The following is a 13,906-nucleotide window of genomic DNA, read 5'->3' as shown; positions in this document are numbered from 1 at the left end:
GCAGGAGTGCTGCGGCAACATCCACCCCGCCCGACCACCCTCCCCCATCCGTGGGCGTGTCCCCCGCCCCGGACACGGGAACGGCCCCCGCGAAGCAGCCGGACCCCCGTCCAGCCACCCCGCGAAGGGCCGTCCACCCACGCCGGGAACCCCTCCCGGCCTTCCATCAGCTCTGGTACGGATTCCCCCCGGCCGGCGGCTGCGACGGATACCCCGGCTGCCCGCCCACCTGCGGCGGCGCCTGCGGATACCCGTACCCCACCGGCTGCTGCTGCGCCCCCTGCTGGTACCCGTACCCCGGCCCACCAGGCCCCACCGGCGCCCCCGGCCCACCGGGACCGCCCGGACCACCGGAACCGCCACCACCGTTGCCGTTCTTGGAACGGCGCACCAGGACGATGATCACCACGACCACGATCACGGCGATCACACCGCCACCGATCGCGATCAGCATCCCACTGTTGCTCTTGCTCCCCGAATCACCACTCGCCTGCGGCGCAGTCGAATCACCACCGGCGGCGGGCGTCTTCGCGGCGCCCGAGGCCGGCTTCGAGGCACCTGCAGACGGGGAGGCCGCAGGTCCGTCGATGTTCTCCCAGTCCGGCTCCGCCCGCTTCAGCAGCGGGTTCTCCTTCGGACCGTTGTCCACCGCAGGATTCTCGGCCAACGCGCCGGACGGAGAGACGATGCCGTAGCCGTACTTGTCATTCGGGAACGGATCCTGACCCGGCTGGTGGTAGGCGCTGCTGGTCATGCGGTTGATGACCTGGCCTGCCGAGAGGTTCGGGTACTTCGAGCGCACGAGTGCTGCGACACCTGATACGAAAGCTGTCGCCTCGGAGGTTCCGGAGGCATCTCCATATCCCTGCTTGAGGGCAGCGCGGTGGATCTGATCAGCCGGGGCAGCCAACGTGACCTGGGGGCCTGTGGTTGACTTCGGCCACATATCGCCACTCTCCACGACCCCTGAAACTGCCACTACACCGGGAAATCCCGCAGGATATTCAACCGGGAAATGAGGATCGTTTCCGGCACTGGCGACAATGACAACATCTTTTTCGATTGCATAATCGATCGCAGCCCTATACTCTCCCCGAACCCCCTCGCTGCCACCAATGGACATGTTGATGACTTTTGCATTATGTTCAACCGCATACCGGATCGCAGCGGCAAGATCACTTCCTGTCGCTCCCGATTTAATCTTCTCTTGCCCCACGCTGATGTCGACCTTTATTGGCAGGATTTTCGCCTTGGGCGCCAATCCCATCACGCCACCGTCACCGCCGTGACCGTGCGCAGCAATGTCGGAAGCCATAGCCGTTCCATGACCTTGGCCGTCAGTTCGTCCATCGCCACCTGCGCTGGTGAGATCAAGACCAGGGAGCACCTGCCCTGACAGGTCCGGGTGACTGGCATCGACACCACTATCGATGACCGCAACGATCACCCCCTCGCCCTGGCTGATGGGCCAGACCCTGTCGGCCATGCCGTAGTTCTTCAACACCCACTGCTGATCACGGTCCTGGTCCGCGGCAGCAGGCCCGGCACTCACGCCCCACAGCAGGGCTCCGGCAGCAAGCGCGGCCAGACCGCGCGCGGATCGGCTGGTCGTCAAGCCTCGTCACCCCTCGTTGAGCGGCCGCCCCGCAGACCCTCGGATCTGCAGGGCGGCCAGGTCATGTCCGACTGTTCTACTGATCGAGCGTCATTCCACGACGTTCGGGTTGGCGTTCCCGCCGGAGGCCCAGGTCTCCTCGTCCTCCACCAGGTAGTCCGGACGGTCCGACGTGCCCTTCTTGGCCCGCTTGCTGCTCTGACCGTGGCCGGCCATGCCAGCACCCTGCCCGGCAGCGCCGCCCTGACCCGCGGCACCGGCCTGACCGGCACCGCCGGCCGCGCCCGCACCCTGCCCGAAGCGGCTCCGGCCGATACCGGAACCGCCCTGGGAGAACGCCCGTCCACCGGCGCCGCCCTGCGCGGCCTCACCGACGACACCGCCGGCCTTGCCGGTCAGGCCGCTGCCGGTACGACCCCTGAGGCCGCCACCACCAGCACCGCCCGCACCGGCACCGCCGCCCATGCCGCCACCGCCCATGCCGCCGGCACGAGCACCCGCGCCACCGGCACCACCGGCCGCAGTACCGCCCGCGCCAACGCCACCACCGCCCAGGCCGCTGGAACCGAACGTCCCAACCTTCGAAACGCTGTTGCCGCTGAACCCGGCCCGGCTACCGCCGAGGCCGGTACCACCAGCCAGAGTCTCCGCGCCATGGCCCAGCGGCCCGCCGAGGGTACCTCCACCGCTCAGGCCGCCTCCGCCGCTACCGGAAGGTCCGTGCACGCCCCCCGGAAGGCCAGCCGTCGCAGTGCCGCCACGAGCGCCGCCCTGGTTACCGCCCGGAATTCCGTCGATGCCCGTGCCCGGCCCCTTCGGCTGAGCAACGGGATTGGCCGTCCCCCCGGAAATGCCCGCATCGGTCGGACGGACCACGGTCGGCTGGAGCTTCGGAGCCTGCGGCGTCCGACTGGTGGACGTGCTCTTGAGCGAGGTCTGTGAGCTTGAGGAACCGGTCGATTGGCTGCTCCCCTGAAAGGAAGCCGCACTGATACCAGCGATAGCCGCGATGAACCCCGCAGCACCATCGCTCGGCGGCGTCAGTTGCTTCGCCGCGTTCGGGTCATCGTCTCTGCCAGTAACCCGCCCCAAAGAAGTACTGGCGACATTGTACTTGGCGGCCAACACTTGCATCACGCTAACCGCCTGGTTCTTGCGCGAGTCGGCAATGCTGTTCCGGGTGTCCTCGTTGTCGACTCCAACCGATTCCTTGGCAGCATCACTGACGCCGTCACCGAGCTTGTCCCAGAACCCCGGCTCCTCGGGCATGGCGGCCTTGGCCTGGTCGATCGACGACGACAGTTCCTGCAGCACGGTGGCGGTGTAGTGCGTGGTTTCAGCCACCTCACCAACCCTGCCTGCCAGCTCAGTCATGTGCTGGTGGAAAGCATCGCTGGTGCTCCCCTGCCACGTACTGGTGGCATCACTGGTAGCAGTCGTCAGCGCCGCCTGAATACGGGTCAGGGTCTCGTGCGCCCGCCGCCAGGGGTCAGCGGCCGCCATGACCGAACCGGAGTCCAGCGCATGCACCATCGAGATCAAATCGGCGTGGCTGTGGGCGGAGAAGTCGGTGATCGGATTGTCACCGCCACCGCCCTGGTCCAGCATGTTCACCATACGATCCCCCGCCCTCCGTCAGTGGCCTCGATCTTCGCTGCCGTCACCACTGCGGCCTCGCCGTGTTCGCCGGCCGACTCTGCGGTGCGGAAGCAGACGTCTTCTGCGCGTCCAACTCGGCCTGGCTCCAGGTGGTGTCCCACCCGTCCTGGGCCATCGTCAGGCGCTTGCTGGTGTCCTGCTCGTGTTCCTCGTAGTTCGCCGCGGTGTGGTCGGCGTTCTGCTGTGCCACATCGATGGTTTCCTGGATGCTGTCCAGAAGGGCGCTCAACTGGACACGTGCGTAGTTGTAGGTCCGACCCAACTCGCGCGCCTCGTCGAAGCTTCCGAAAGCGCCCGAAGCGACCCCGCTCGCCCCGAACACCGCAGACTTGCTCGCACCGCTCTCGAACTCGCTCAGCAAGCCGCGCACTTGGGCCGCGAACGCCCGCAGGTTGTCGACCTCGACCTGGAAGCCGTTGCCGCTCGTAGTCATGTGTTTCGTACCTCCCCCGTACCTGCTGCCCCGCGCGACTGCCCGCTCGACCGTCCGGGGCCTGAAAGAAAGTTGGCTCCAACCTCTATGTCTAACACATACAACGGGCTGTCAACATGCCCCCTGGCGGGTGCGGGTGGGATCAGGGGGCGGGGGTGGTGGTGGCGAGGGCCCGGCGGCAGAGGGAGTCGGCTTGGCGGGTGGTTTCGGGGAGGCGGTAGGCGGGGGTGAGGGCGAGGGTGACGGCGGTGGCTTCGTCGAGGCCGATGCGGTGGCCGACGGAGAGGAAGACGGGCTTGACGCCCTGGCGGGTGCGCAGGGCGCGGCCCACGGGGTCGGGGCCGTCGAGCAGGGGGGTCCAGGCGCCGCGGTGGTCGCCGGGGGGTTGGTGGGTGAAGGTGAAGGGGTTCTTGGCGATGCCGAGGGTGGGGAGGCCGGTGTGGACGCCGAGGTGGCTGGCGAGGCCGAGGCGTCGGGGGTGGGCGAGGCCGTAGCCGTCGCAGACGACGAGGTCGGGGGTGCGGGTGAGTCGGGCCAGGGCGTCGAGGACGGCGGGGAGTTCGCGGAAGGCGAGGAGCCCGGGGAGGTAGGGGAAGGCGACCCGGCCCACGGCGGTGGCCTGTTCGACGACGTCGAGGGTGGCGTAGTCGAGGAGGACGGCCGCGGCGGCGACGACGTCGCGTTCGTCGTCGTAGGCGACGTCGACGCCGGCGATCAACGTGCCCGGCCGGCGCGGGGGTTCGGGTCCTTCGGGGACGACCAGGGGGCGCAGGCGTTCCTGTTCGGCGCGGGCGGCCTCGGCCGTGGTGGGCCAGTCGGCGGGGACGGTCATGGCGGCTCCCGAAGGTCGGGGACGGGCTGGGGCGGGCCTGCGGGCTGGTGCGCGGTGGTCCGTAGGCACGTTAGCGGGCGCCCGGGGTGGTGGATGCGGCGGTGCGCTGCCGGGGTGTGAGCCCGTGCGCCCCCCGTGCCCCGGAGTAGGTCAACTCCTGGCGGTTAGGCTGTACTTACCGCTCCCCGGTTCCGCCCCGCACCGCCTCGTTCCCCGCACAGCTCCCCCCGCTGGGCTCCCCCCGTTCCGCGCGAAGGGTCGACCGCCATGCCGCGCCCCGCCGTTCCGTCCCGTGCCGTCGCCGCGTCCCGGGCTTCCGCGCTGGTGTCCGGAAGTCGTTTCAGTGCCGTGCAGTTGGGTGTCGGCACGCTGGTCGCGGTGGTCGCCGCGGTGGCGCTGCTGGCCGTGTCCGGGGAGTCGGGGGTGTGGCGGATCACGGTGCTGGTCGGCTTCGCCGTCGCGCTCGGCACGCTGTCCGCCGTGCTGCTGTCCCCCGCCGCCCGCCGCCGCCCGCCGCAGGCGGTCGCGCTGCCCCCCGTCCGGCCGGCCGAGCCGACCGCCGTCCGACAGCCGGTGTACGCGCACCAGTCGCGCTGACGGGCCCCGGCGCGGAGGCCGCCGCGCAAAGACTCCCGGGCCCGCGGCAGGTCAACGGCTGCCGCGCGCCCGGGGCCCAAACGTGCGCCCGACCGGGCGCGGGAGGCGGGTCAGGCGGTCGAGACCACCACGGTCTTGGCCGCCTTGTCGTGGATGCACTGGCGGTAGGGCTTGTCGAAGACGCCGAACAGGCCGTCGACGATCCACCAGAGGCCGCCGCAGCAGATCAGCGCGGGAACGACGAAGACGGCGGCCCTGGTCCAGGCGGCGGAGGAGGTCGGGGAGGTGCCGTCGGCGAGCATGGCGACCCGGACCTTCATCAGCTTCTTGCCGAGGGTCTGGCCGTCCCGGCTGAGCATCAGGCCCTCGTACACCAGGTAGAGGACGCCGCTGAGCCAGAACGAGCCGACCCAGCCGCTCTGCTCGTCGAAGTGCATGAACGGGAGCAGCACCACGATGGCGATCACCTGCACCAGGAGGTAGTCGACCAGCCGGGCCAGGATGCGGGCGCCCCAGCCGCCCAGCGGGGGCATCCCGGGGACGGGGCCGGGGCCCGGGCCGGACCCGGGGGCGCCGTAGGGCGAGCCGTACGGGTCGCCGGGGCTGCCGGGCGGGGGGACGTAGCCGGGGGGCGGGTCGCCGTAGGGGGAGCCCGAGTCGGCCGGCGCACCGTACTGGCCGCCGTAGCCGGACGGGGTGTCGTAGGGGCTGCCCGACGACGGGGGCTGCTTGTCGAAGGAAGGCCGCCCGCCCTCCTCCGGCTCGGTTCCCGAGGGGTCGCTGGTGCTCATGGCACGAGTAGAACACCGCAAATACTACAAAGTTGGGATATCTAGGGGGTTTCCGCCCGTTTTGCCATCCTTCGGAACCAGCCGCCCCCGCCCTGCCGGGACGGTTCGACCGGACGTCAGCCCCGCTCCGCCCGCACCACCCGGGTCCGCGCCGCCCGGTCGTGCCAGCCGCGCCGGGCCGAACGGTCCAGCAGCGCGGCGACCGGGCCGAGCAGGACTGCGGTGCCCAGTCCGCGCACCAGCCAGCGCGCCAGCGACCGGCCGAACCCCGGTGCGCCGGTACCGCCCGCGGCGACCACCCGGACCCGGGCCATCCGCTTGCCGAAGGTCTGGCCGGTCCGGGCGATCGGCACCACCTGGTAGAGCAGCCCGAACAGCAGCAGCACCCCGAGCAGCACGCCCACCCGGCCCAGCACCGTTCCGTCCAGCAGCCACACCCGGTGCTGGCGGCCCGTCAGGCTGGCGGCCAGCTCCGCCTGGTCGATCTTCTCCTGGACGTGGGCCCGCACCGTCCCGGCCAACGGCACCGCGACGGCCGCGCCGACCACCGCCGTGACCACCCCGTCCACCAGCCAGGCGAACGTCCGCGCCCCCACCCCGGCGGGCACGGCCGCGGCAGCCGCCGGACGGCGCTTGCGGGCGCCGGTGGACGCGGCGGCTGGGGCGGTCGCGGTGGGTGCGGTGGTTGCGGCCGCGCCGGAACGACGGTCGGCGGGCGCGGCCGGCGACCCGTCGGCACGGGGCTCCTCGGCCCGGCGCGGCGGACGGATCCGCTCGCTGGTGACGTGCGCCGTCCGCGGCGCCCGTCCGGACCGCTCGGACCGCTCGGCCTCCGGCGCGCCAGCGGGTGCGGGCGCGACAGCGGGCGCGGGTACGGATGCGGGCGCGGGCTCCACCGCCTCCGGAGCCTGCTCCGCCCCACCGCCGGGCTCGGCCTCCGACTCGGTGCCCCAGGACACCCAGCGCGGGGCCCCGCCGGTCTCCATCAGCCCGCGCTGCGCCCGCGGATCGGCCCGCCACCCGGTACCGGGGTCGGAACCGGTCGGCCCCGGCTGCGGCAACGGCTCCCCGCCCCGCCCCTGGGCACGCGCCGGTTCGACGGGCTCCGACCGCGACGGCACCGGTTCGAACAGCGCGCCGGGCGAAGCCGTCAGCCCCACCGAACCGTCCCCCGCCGCGCCGCCGTTGCCGCCGCCGTGCCAGGGCGTGCCGCCGAGCGGCCGCGCGGCCCGCGGCGCGGGCGGGCCGTCCGCCACGGGCCCCGGCCCTACTTCCAGCTCCGACTCCGGTTCCGGTTCCGACCCCAACTCCGTCACCGGCCCGGGCAGTGCCAGCGGCCGGACCGCGGCCTCCACCTCGCGAGCCTCCCGAACCTCGCGAGCCTCCCGAACCTCGCGCCCCTCGCGTCCCTTCCGCGGCGCGACGACCGCGCTGGCGGGCAGGCCCGCCCCTCCCCCGCTGCCGAGGCGCAGCGCCGCGGCGGTGGCCCAGGACTCGGCCGCGACCGGCTGCAGGCCGTTCCCGGCGACCGCCCAGGGGGTCACCTCGGCCGGGCGCAGCGGCTCCATCTCGTTGCGGGGGCGCACCTCCAGCTCGCCGGGCCCGGCACCGGACTCCGGCTCGTCCCCGGCCCCGCCCGCGAGCCCCGCTCCGGGCTCCGGGTGGAGGGGCACGGCGAAGACGGCCTGGGCAGCGGTCTCGTCGAAGTAGATCGGGCCGGTCTCGACCAGCGGTGCGGACGGGTCGGCGGGGGCGGCGGGGGTGGGGCCGGGCGGGAGGCCGTAGGGGGGTGCGGTGAGGTAGCGGGCGACGAAGCGCGGCGGGTCGAGCGGTTCGCCGGGTCCGGGGGCCGGGCGGCTGGTGCCGGGGACCCAGGCGTGGCCGGCCCAGTAGCGGAGGAAGCCGGGCACCGAGGGGTCGGGGTAGTAGCCGGGTGCTCCGGCGTCCCCGGCCAGGGTCGCGCCGAGGGTCGAGCCTGTGGTGGGGGGCCGGTCCGTCATTGCGTCTTCCTTCGTACCGGCACCGCGGCGTGCGGGTGTGCGGACGTGCGTGGGGGAGCCGCGGGCGGAGAGTCGCCGGGCAGTCACAAAGGGTAGTACCTCGAACGACCTCGTCCCCCTGGTTCACCGGAACTCGTGTAACGAGCGGGAACACGTGGTACTGCAGGTGCGCCCGGGGCGGCGGGGGCCGTTCCGGGGCGGGTGGTGCGGCGGTCGGCGGTGCCGGCGGCCGCGGCGTTCCGGTGCTTGCGGTGTTCCCGTCCGGAACAACCGGGGCGGGGCGGAAAAGGTTCTGCGGGGCGCGGCCGGAAAAAAGTTCCGGAGGAACTCGCGGAACCCGTGTAAGAGTCCGTACCGCCCGCGCTCTCGAATGGTGCGGGGGTCGAACGGCGGCCCCGCGAGGCGGAGAGGGTGAGGGCGATGGCCGGACAGTCGACCGGAGTGGTGGAGCAGGAGCTGGAACTGAACCTGGTGCTGTCGCCGGAGCGCAGCGTCCCGGTGGCGGCGCGGCTGTCGTACGGGAGCCACGACCCGTTCGCGGTGTACGTGACCTTCCACCTGGACAGCGGGACGCCGGTGACCTGGGTGTTCGCCCGGGAGCTGCTGGTGGAGGGGACGTTCCGGCCGTGCGGTCAGGGCGACGTGCGGATCTGGCCGACCCGGTCGGGGCGGCGCAGCGTGCTGTGCATGGCGCTGAGCTCGCCGGCGGGGGACGCGCTGCTGGAGGCGCCGCTGCCGACGGTGGCGGCCTGGCTGGAGCGGGCGCACCGGCTGGTGCCGCCGGGGGCGGAGCTGGAGGCGATGGACCTGGACGGTTCGCTGGCGGAGCTGCTGGCGTGAGGGGGCGCGCACGGCCGCCCCGGGCGCGGGTGCGGGCGCGAACCCGGGCGCGAACAGAGGCCCGAACGGGGACGCGAGGGCGGACGCGGGGCCGGGCACAGTCCGGTCCGACCCGCCCGCCCGGCCGTCCGCCGGAGCGCCCGCCCTCGGGACGCCCGGGACGGCCGGAGCGGACCGAGCGGATCGAGCGGATCGAGCGGACGGAACAGATCGAGCGGACCGAGCGGACGGCCGGGGTTCAGCGGGCCGCGGGGGCCTTCTGCGCGCCGGCGCTGCCGAGCCCGTCCGATTCGGTGCGCGGGGCGGGGACGCGGACCAGCGGGGCGCCGGCCGCGAGCCGCCGGGAGCGGACCCGGAGCGCGGCGACGGCGAGGAAGCCCAGGCCGATCAGCGGGTAGACGCCGGCCGGGAGCTGTTCGAGCGGCGACAGGTGCAGGTCCAGGTCGCCCTTGTGCGGGACGATCCACATCGAGAAGGACAGGAAGCCGAGCAGGGTCAGTCCGAAGATCGGCCGCCAGCGCAGGCGCCGGACCGCGGCGGGGCGGGAGCGCTCGTGCGCGGCCTCGGCGGCGAGCAGCACGAGCACCGGCACGCACCACACCCAGTGGTGGGTCCAGCTGATCGGTGAGACCAGGACGGCGGTGACCAGGGCGACGCACACGCTCCAGGCGTCGGCGCGCGGCGACCAGCGGGCGCTGCGGTGCGCCCAGACGGCGATGGAGAGTCCGGCGGCGGCGACCAGGGCGCCGAGCAGGGTGGCGACGGCGCCGGGGGTTTCGACGTGCAGGATCCGGGCGACCAGGCCGCGCAGCGACTGGTTGTCGACGATGACGGTCTTGCCGACCCGGCTGGAGTCGAACATGTACTTCGTCCAGTAGCCGCGGGTGGCGTCGGGGAGGACCAGCGCGCCGATCAGGAAGGTGCCGGCGAAGGCGGCGCCGGCCGTGAACGCGGCCCGGACCCGGCCGGTGATCAGCAGGTAGACGGCGAACAGGCCGGGGGTGAGCTTGATGCCGGCGGCGATGCCGATGGCGACGCCCTTGCTGCGGGCGGCGTCGGGGCGGGTGAGGTCCCAGAGGATCAGGCAGGCCAGCGCGAGGTTGATCTGGCCGTAGCGCAGGGTGGTGAAGACCGGTTCCAGCCAGACGCCCAGTCCGGTGACCAGCAGGACGCCGACCGGACGCAGGTCGCGGCGCGGCCAGTCGGCCAGTTTGAAGGACAGGTGGGCCAGGGTGGCGAGCAGCAGCAGGTTGCCGCCGGTGATGACGACGCGCAGCAGCGGGACGCCGATCCAGGTGGTCGGCACGAACAGCATCGCGGCGAACGGCGGGTAGGTCGCGGGCAGGCTCCACTCGGTGACCCGCAGCGCGTACAGGTCGTGGCCGTCGGCGACGGCGGCGCCCTCGGCCCGGTAGACCACCATGTCGACCATCGAGGTGCCGGCGAGGTGCCGCACCACCGCGTAGCCGAGCAGCGAGAGCAGGGCGACCGCGGCGGCGGCCAGCAGCGGGCGCCGGGGGGCGGTGCGCAGGGCCTCGGCGACGGCGGCGGCCCGGCGGGCCGGGGCGGTGAGGAGGCGCGGCCGGGCCGGGACGGGCGGCTGGGCGGGGCCGCCCGCGGGCGTGCTCCGATCCGGGTGCACCGTGGTCACTGTGTTGCTCCGTCCGCCGTCGACCTCTGCTGGGCCAGCAGCCGACACTACCCGAACGGTCGGCGGGCGCCACCGGTCGCGGTCGCCCCGGGCTCCCCTCCTGGGGCTGCCGTCCGGCCGCCGGGGAGAGCGGCCGGACGGTCGGGCCCGGCCCGGGGCGACCGCGGTTCCCGGGCGGCCGGCGGGAGCGGCGCGGACCGCGGCCGGTCGGCCGGTGGTCCGCGGTGCGTCTCCCGGCGGCGGCGGTGCGCGCGGTGCCGGTGTGCGCGCTGTGGTGACGGTCACGCGCGGCGGCCGTACCGCTGCGGTCCGGGGCCGCGCCGGACCCGGCGCGCGGGTACGGGTTCCGGGGCGGAGCGGGCCCCGGTCCTCGTACGGTTCCGGGGTCGCGGACCCCGCTGCCGGCTGACGTTAGCCGGGCCGGCGGGCCCGGTCGTCCGGGCCGGGACGGCTTGAGGCAGCATTGGCCGCCGCTTAGGACGTATTTAAGGGAGCGGAGCGACGCCCGAGCTGTCGCCCCCGCGGTAACAGCTCCTGTGTCGGCACCGGTCGTCCTCGGTCCTAGTCCTTGCGGGTCATCAGCCGGCCGCTCCGGCGGCGTTGCTGCCGGGGCAGTTCGACCTCGGTGCGGACGTTGATCCGGACCGAGATCTCGGCGCCGTCGAGGGCCGCCGAGCGGCCGAGCCGGACTTCGCCGCCGGTGCCCTCGGCGAGTTTGCGGACGATGTCCAGGCCGAGGCCGGTGGAGCCCTCGCCGCCGTGTCCGGCGCCGCGCCGGATGGCGGTGTCCGGGTCGGCGAAGCCCGGTCCGCCGTCCCCGACCAGGACGGTGACCGCGTCCCCGGTGGCGGCCACGTCGACGGCGAAGGGGGTGCCGACGGCGGTGTGCCGGAAGACGTTGCCGAGCAGCGCGTCGACGGCGGCGGCCAGGTCGCCGCGCTGCACCGGGACGGGCATGGGCGCGTCGTCGCCGGTCAGCCGCCAGGGCCGTCCCTCGTCCTCGGCGAGCGCGGACCAGAACCCGACCCGCTCCCGGAGCACCTCGACGGCGTCGCAGCCGAGGGCGACCGGCGGGGCGTCCTCCGGGTCGCGGCGGGCGGTGCGGATGATCTGGTCGACCTCGCGCTCCAGTTGGGAGACCGCGTGCCGGGTGGCGTCGGCGGCGTCGCCCCCGCCGAGTGCGGCGGCGTTGAGCCGGAGCACGGTGAGCGGGGTGCGCAGCCGGTGGGAGAGGTCGGCGGCGAGTTCCCGTTCGGCGGCGAGCAGGTGGACCACCCGGTCGGCCATCGCGTTGAACGCGTAGGCGGCCTCCCGGAGTTCTTCGGGTGCGCCCGCCGCCTCGCGTCCCTCGACCGGGACCCGGACGGTGAGGTTGCCGGCGCCGAGCGAGCGGGCGGCGGTGGCCAGGCGGCGGGCGGAGCGGATGATCCGGGTGCCCATCCGGTCGGCGACCGCGACGGACACCGCTACCAGGGCGAGCGCGACGCCGGAGAGCACCAGCCAGGCGGTGCCGACGCCGCGCGACAGGTCGCTGTCGGGGACGTACACCTCGACCATGGCGATCCCGCCGCCGTCGACGGCGACGGGCTGCAGCAGTACGTAGCCGCCGTCGACCCGGGCGGTGCCGGCCCGGACGGTGGGGGTGGTGCCCTGGTTGCCGTTGCCGGGCGGCTGGTCGTTGTCGGTGCGGGCGTCGCCGACCGTGATGCCGCCGGGCAGGTGGACGGCGAGCCGGTCCTGGGTGCCGGCGTCGGTGGAGGCCATCGCCTTGGCGACGGCCTGCTGGTCGATGGTGATGGCGAGGGCCGGGCCGAGCGCGGCGGCCTGCCGTTCGGCGGCGGTGAACGCCCGGTCCCGGGCGGTCTGCTGGACCATCAGGCCGAGCGGGATGAGGAAGGCCAGCGCGACCATGACGGTGCCGGCGATGGCGGCCTTGACCATCGCCCAGCGCAGCGAGCGGAGGACGCGTTTCACGTCGCGCCCCCGGCCGGTCCGGAGGGCGCCTCCAGGCGGACGCCGACGCCGCGCACGGTGTGCAGGTAGCGCGGGCTGGAGGCGGTCTCGCCGAGCTTGCGGCGCAGCCAGGACAGGTGGACGTCGATGGTCTGGTCGCCGCCGTAGGTCTGCCGCCACACCTCGGCCAGGATCTCCTTGCGCGGGACGACCACGCCGGGGCGGGCCGCCAGGAAGGCCAGCAGGTCGAACTCGCGGCGGGTGAGGTCGAGCCGCTGTCCGTCGAGCAGGGCCTCGCGGCGCTGGGGGTCGATGGCGAGGCCGCCGACCCGGAGGATCTGGGGTGCCACCAGGGCGCCGCCGCCCAGTCTGCGCAGGACGGCGGCCATCCGGGCGGTCAGGTGTTCTCCGGAGAAAGGTTTCACCAGGTAGTCGTCGGCCCCGTCGTTCAGCAGCCGGACGATCTCCGCCTCGTCGTCCCGCGCGGTGGAGATGATCACCGGGACGTTGGTCAGGCCGCGGATCATCTTGAGCGCCTCGCTGCCGTCCAGGTCCGGCAGGCCCAGGTCGAGGACCACCAGGTCGCACCCGACCTGGGCGACTTCGCGCAGGGCCTCCAGGGCGGTGCCGACGGAGCGCACGGCGTGGCCGGTGTCGGCCAGATGGCGGATCAGGGCGGAACGCACAAAGGGGTCGTCCTCGACCACAAGCACTGTTGCCATGGGGCTGCACGGTACGGCATGGCGGCCGACTGGTCTGTACCTCGGGGGGTTCGCCCGGACCGGGAACGGGCATGGACTTCAGCTTCCCTGAAGCTTCACCGCTCTTTTTCCACAAGGTTTCCGCGGATGGTCCGGCCCGCTGACCCGGTCGTGACCTTCGTACGGCAGGATGGGCCCGCGATGCGGAGCGGACTGGTTCAACTGGGCGCCTGGACGACGGCCACCGGAGCAGCGGTGGCGTTGTCCTGGCTAGGCGTGCACGCGGTGCTCGTCGACACGGTGTTCGAGCAGCCGGCGGCGGTCCAACTGCCCTCGGTGCCCTCTACCGAGCCGACGGGGACGAGTCCGCCGGCTTCCCCGAGCGCTGCGCCACCCCCCTCGGCGGTGGCCCCGGACCCGGCGCCGGACCCCTCGCCGGACCCGGACCCGGACCCGACGCCGGGGACGACCGCGGCCTCGCGGCCCACCACCCCGGCCCGGAAGACCAGCAGCCCGCCCAGCACGGTGCACAGCTACCCGGTGCTGGGCGGCCGGGTGGCGCTCGATCAGCGCCCCACCGAGGCCAAGCTGGTGTCGGCGGTGCCGGAAGCGGGCTGGTCGGTGCAGGTCTGGCACGGTGACCAGTGGATGCAGATCAACTTCTCCAAGGACGACCGGGCCTCCGTCGTCATGGTGTCCTGGAACGACCACCCGCCCACCGTGCAGACCTTCGTGGTGGGCAACTGACCCGTCCCGCCGGGCGCCCGGGCTGACCCGCGGACCGGGGCGGCCGCACAATGACGGTCGACGCCCGACCGCCCGTCCCGCCCCTGG

The 13,906-nt window shown here is 73.6% G+C and carries 12 protein-coding genes; 3 read left to right on the top strand and 9 right to left on the bottom strand.

The window, feature by feature from the left end:
* Window positions 1-166 precede the first annotated feature (166 nt).
* From ABD345_RS08230 to ABD345_RS08215, 4 genes are all read right to left on the bottom strand, one after another.
* The gene (locus tag ABD345_RS08230) at window positions 167-1,615 is read right to left on the bottom strand and encodes a S8 family serine peptidase (RefSeq protein WP_344551236.1); all 1,449 of its coding nucleotides are present in this window, start codon (window positions 1,613-1,615) and stop codon (window positions 167-169) included.
* A gap of 90 nt (window positions 1,616-1,705) precedes the next feature.
* Window positions 1,706-3,223 carry a WXG100 family type VII secretion target gene (locus ABD345_RS08225; protein ID WP_425556784.1) on the bottom strand — a complete coding sequence of 506 codons (1,518 nt, stop codon included), beginning with the start codon at window positions 3,221-3,223 and terminating at the stop codon, window positions 1,706-1,708.
* Window positions 3,224-3,275: 52 nt separating this feature from the next.
* A complete protein-coding gene (locus ABD345_RS08220) occupies window positions 3,276-3,707 on the bottom strand; it encodes a hypothetical protein (protein ID WP_344551233.1) in 432 nt (143 codons plus the stop codon).
* A gap of 142 nt (window positions 3,708-3,849) precedes the next feature.
* Window positions 3,850-4,539 carry an endonuclease V gene (locus tag ABD345_RS08215; RefSeq protein WP_344551232.1) on the bottom strand — a complete coding sequence of 230 codons (690 nt, stop codon included), beginning with the start codon at window positions 4,537-4,539 and terminating at the stop codon, window positions 3,850-3,852.
* A gap of 348 nt (window positions 4,540-4,887) precedes the next feature.
* Between ABD345_RS08215 and ABD345_RS08210 the strand changes: the two genes are divergently transcribed.
* The gene (locus tag ABD345_RS08210; protein WP_344551230.1) at window positions 4,888-5,136 is read left to right on the top strand and encodes a hypothetical protein; all 249 of its coding nucleotides are present in this window, start codon (window positions 4,888-4,890) and stop codon (window positions 5,134-5,136) included.
* A 110-nt stretch (window positions 5,137-5,246) separates the two neighbouring features.
* On the opposite strand, the gene ABD345_RS08205 is transcribed toward ABD345_RS08210, so the two are convergent.
* On the bottom strand, window positions 5,247-5,927 hold the full coding sequence (locus tag ABD345_RS08205; RefSeq protein WP_344551228.1) for an RDD family protein: 681 nt from the start codon (window positions 5,925-5,927) through the stop codon (window positions 5,247-5,249).
* Window positions 5,928-6,043: 116 nt separating this feature from the next.
* Window positions 6,044-7,927, bottom strand: coding sequence for an RDD family protein (locus ABD345_RS08200; RefSeq protein WP_344551227.1), 1,884 nt, complete (start codon window positions 7,925-7,927; stop codon window positions 6,044-6,046).
* Window positions 7,928-8,347: 420 nt separating this feature from the next.
* Here ABD345_RS08200 and ABD345_RS08195 point away from each other — a divergent pair, with 420 nt between their 5' ends.
* Window positions 8,348-8,767, top strand: a complete 420-nt coding sequence (locus tag ABD345_RS08195; protein WP_014135973.1) for an SsgA family sporulation/cell division regulator — start codon at window positions 8,348-8,350, stop codon at window positions 8,765-8,767.
* Window positions 8,768-9,005: 238 nt separating this feature from the next.
* On the opposite strand, the gene ABD345_RS08190 is transcribed toward ABD345_RS08195, so the two are convergent.
* From ABD345_RS08190 to ABD345_RS08180, 3 genes are all read right to left on the bottom strand, one after another.
* Window positions 9,006-10,409 carry a glycosyltransferase 87 family protein gene (locus tag ABD345_RS08190; protein ID WP_344551226.1) on the bottom strand — a complete coding sequence of 468 codons (1,404 nt, stop codon included), beginning with the start codon at window positions 10,407-10,409 and terminating at the stop codon, window positions 9,006-9,008.
* A gap of 570 nt (window positions 10,410-10,979) precedes the next feature.
* Window positions 10,980-12,371: a sensor histidine kinase gene (locus ABD345_RS08185; protein WP_344551330.1), complete on the bottom strand. Its 1,392-nt coding sequence runs from the start codon at window positions 12,369-12,371 to the stop codon at window positions 10,980-10,982.
* Window positions 12,372-12,388: 17 nt separating this feature from the next.
* Window positions 12,389-13,093: a response regulator transcription factor gene (locus ABD345_RS08180; protein WP_344551224.1), complete on the bottom strand. Its 705-nt coding sequence runs from the start codon at window positions 13,091-13,093 to the stop codon at window positions 12,389-12,391.
* A 180-nt stretch (window positions 13,094-13,273) separates the two neighbouring features.
* Here ABD345_RS08180 and ABD345_RS08175 point away from each other — a divergent pair, with 180 nt between their 5' ends.
* The gene (locus tag ABD345_RS08175; protein ID WP_344551223.1) at window positions 13,274-13,819 is read left to right on the top strand and encodes a hypothetical protein; all 546 of its coding nucleotides are present in this window, start codon (window positions 13,274-13,276) and stop codon (window positions 13,817-13,819) included.
* The last annotated feature ends 87 nt before the right edge of the window (window positions 13,820-13,906 follow it).

It is taken from the genome of Kitasatospora saccharophila, from assembly GCF_039529925.1.
Taxonomy (GTDB): Bacteria; Actinomycetota; Actinomycetes; order Streptomycetales; family Streptomycetaceae; genus Kitasatospora; species Kitasatospora saccharophila.
This window is presented reverse-complemented; position numbering and strand designations above follow the sequence as displayed.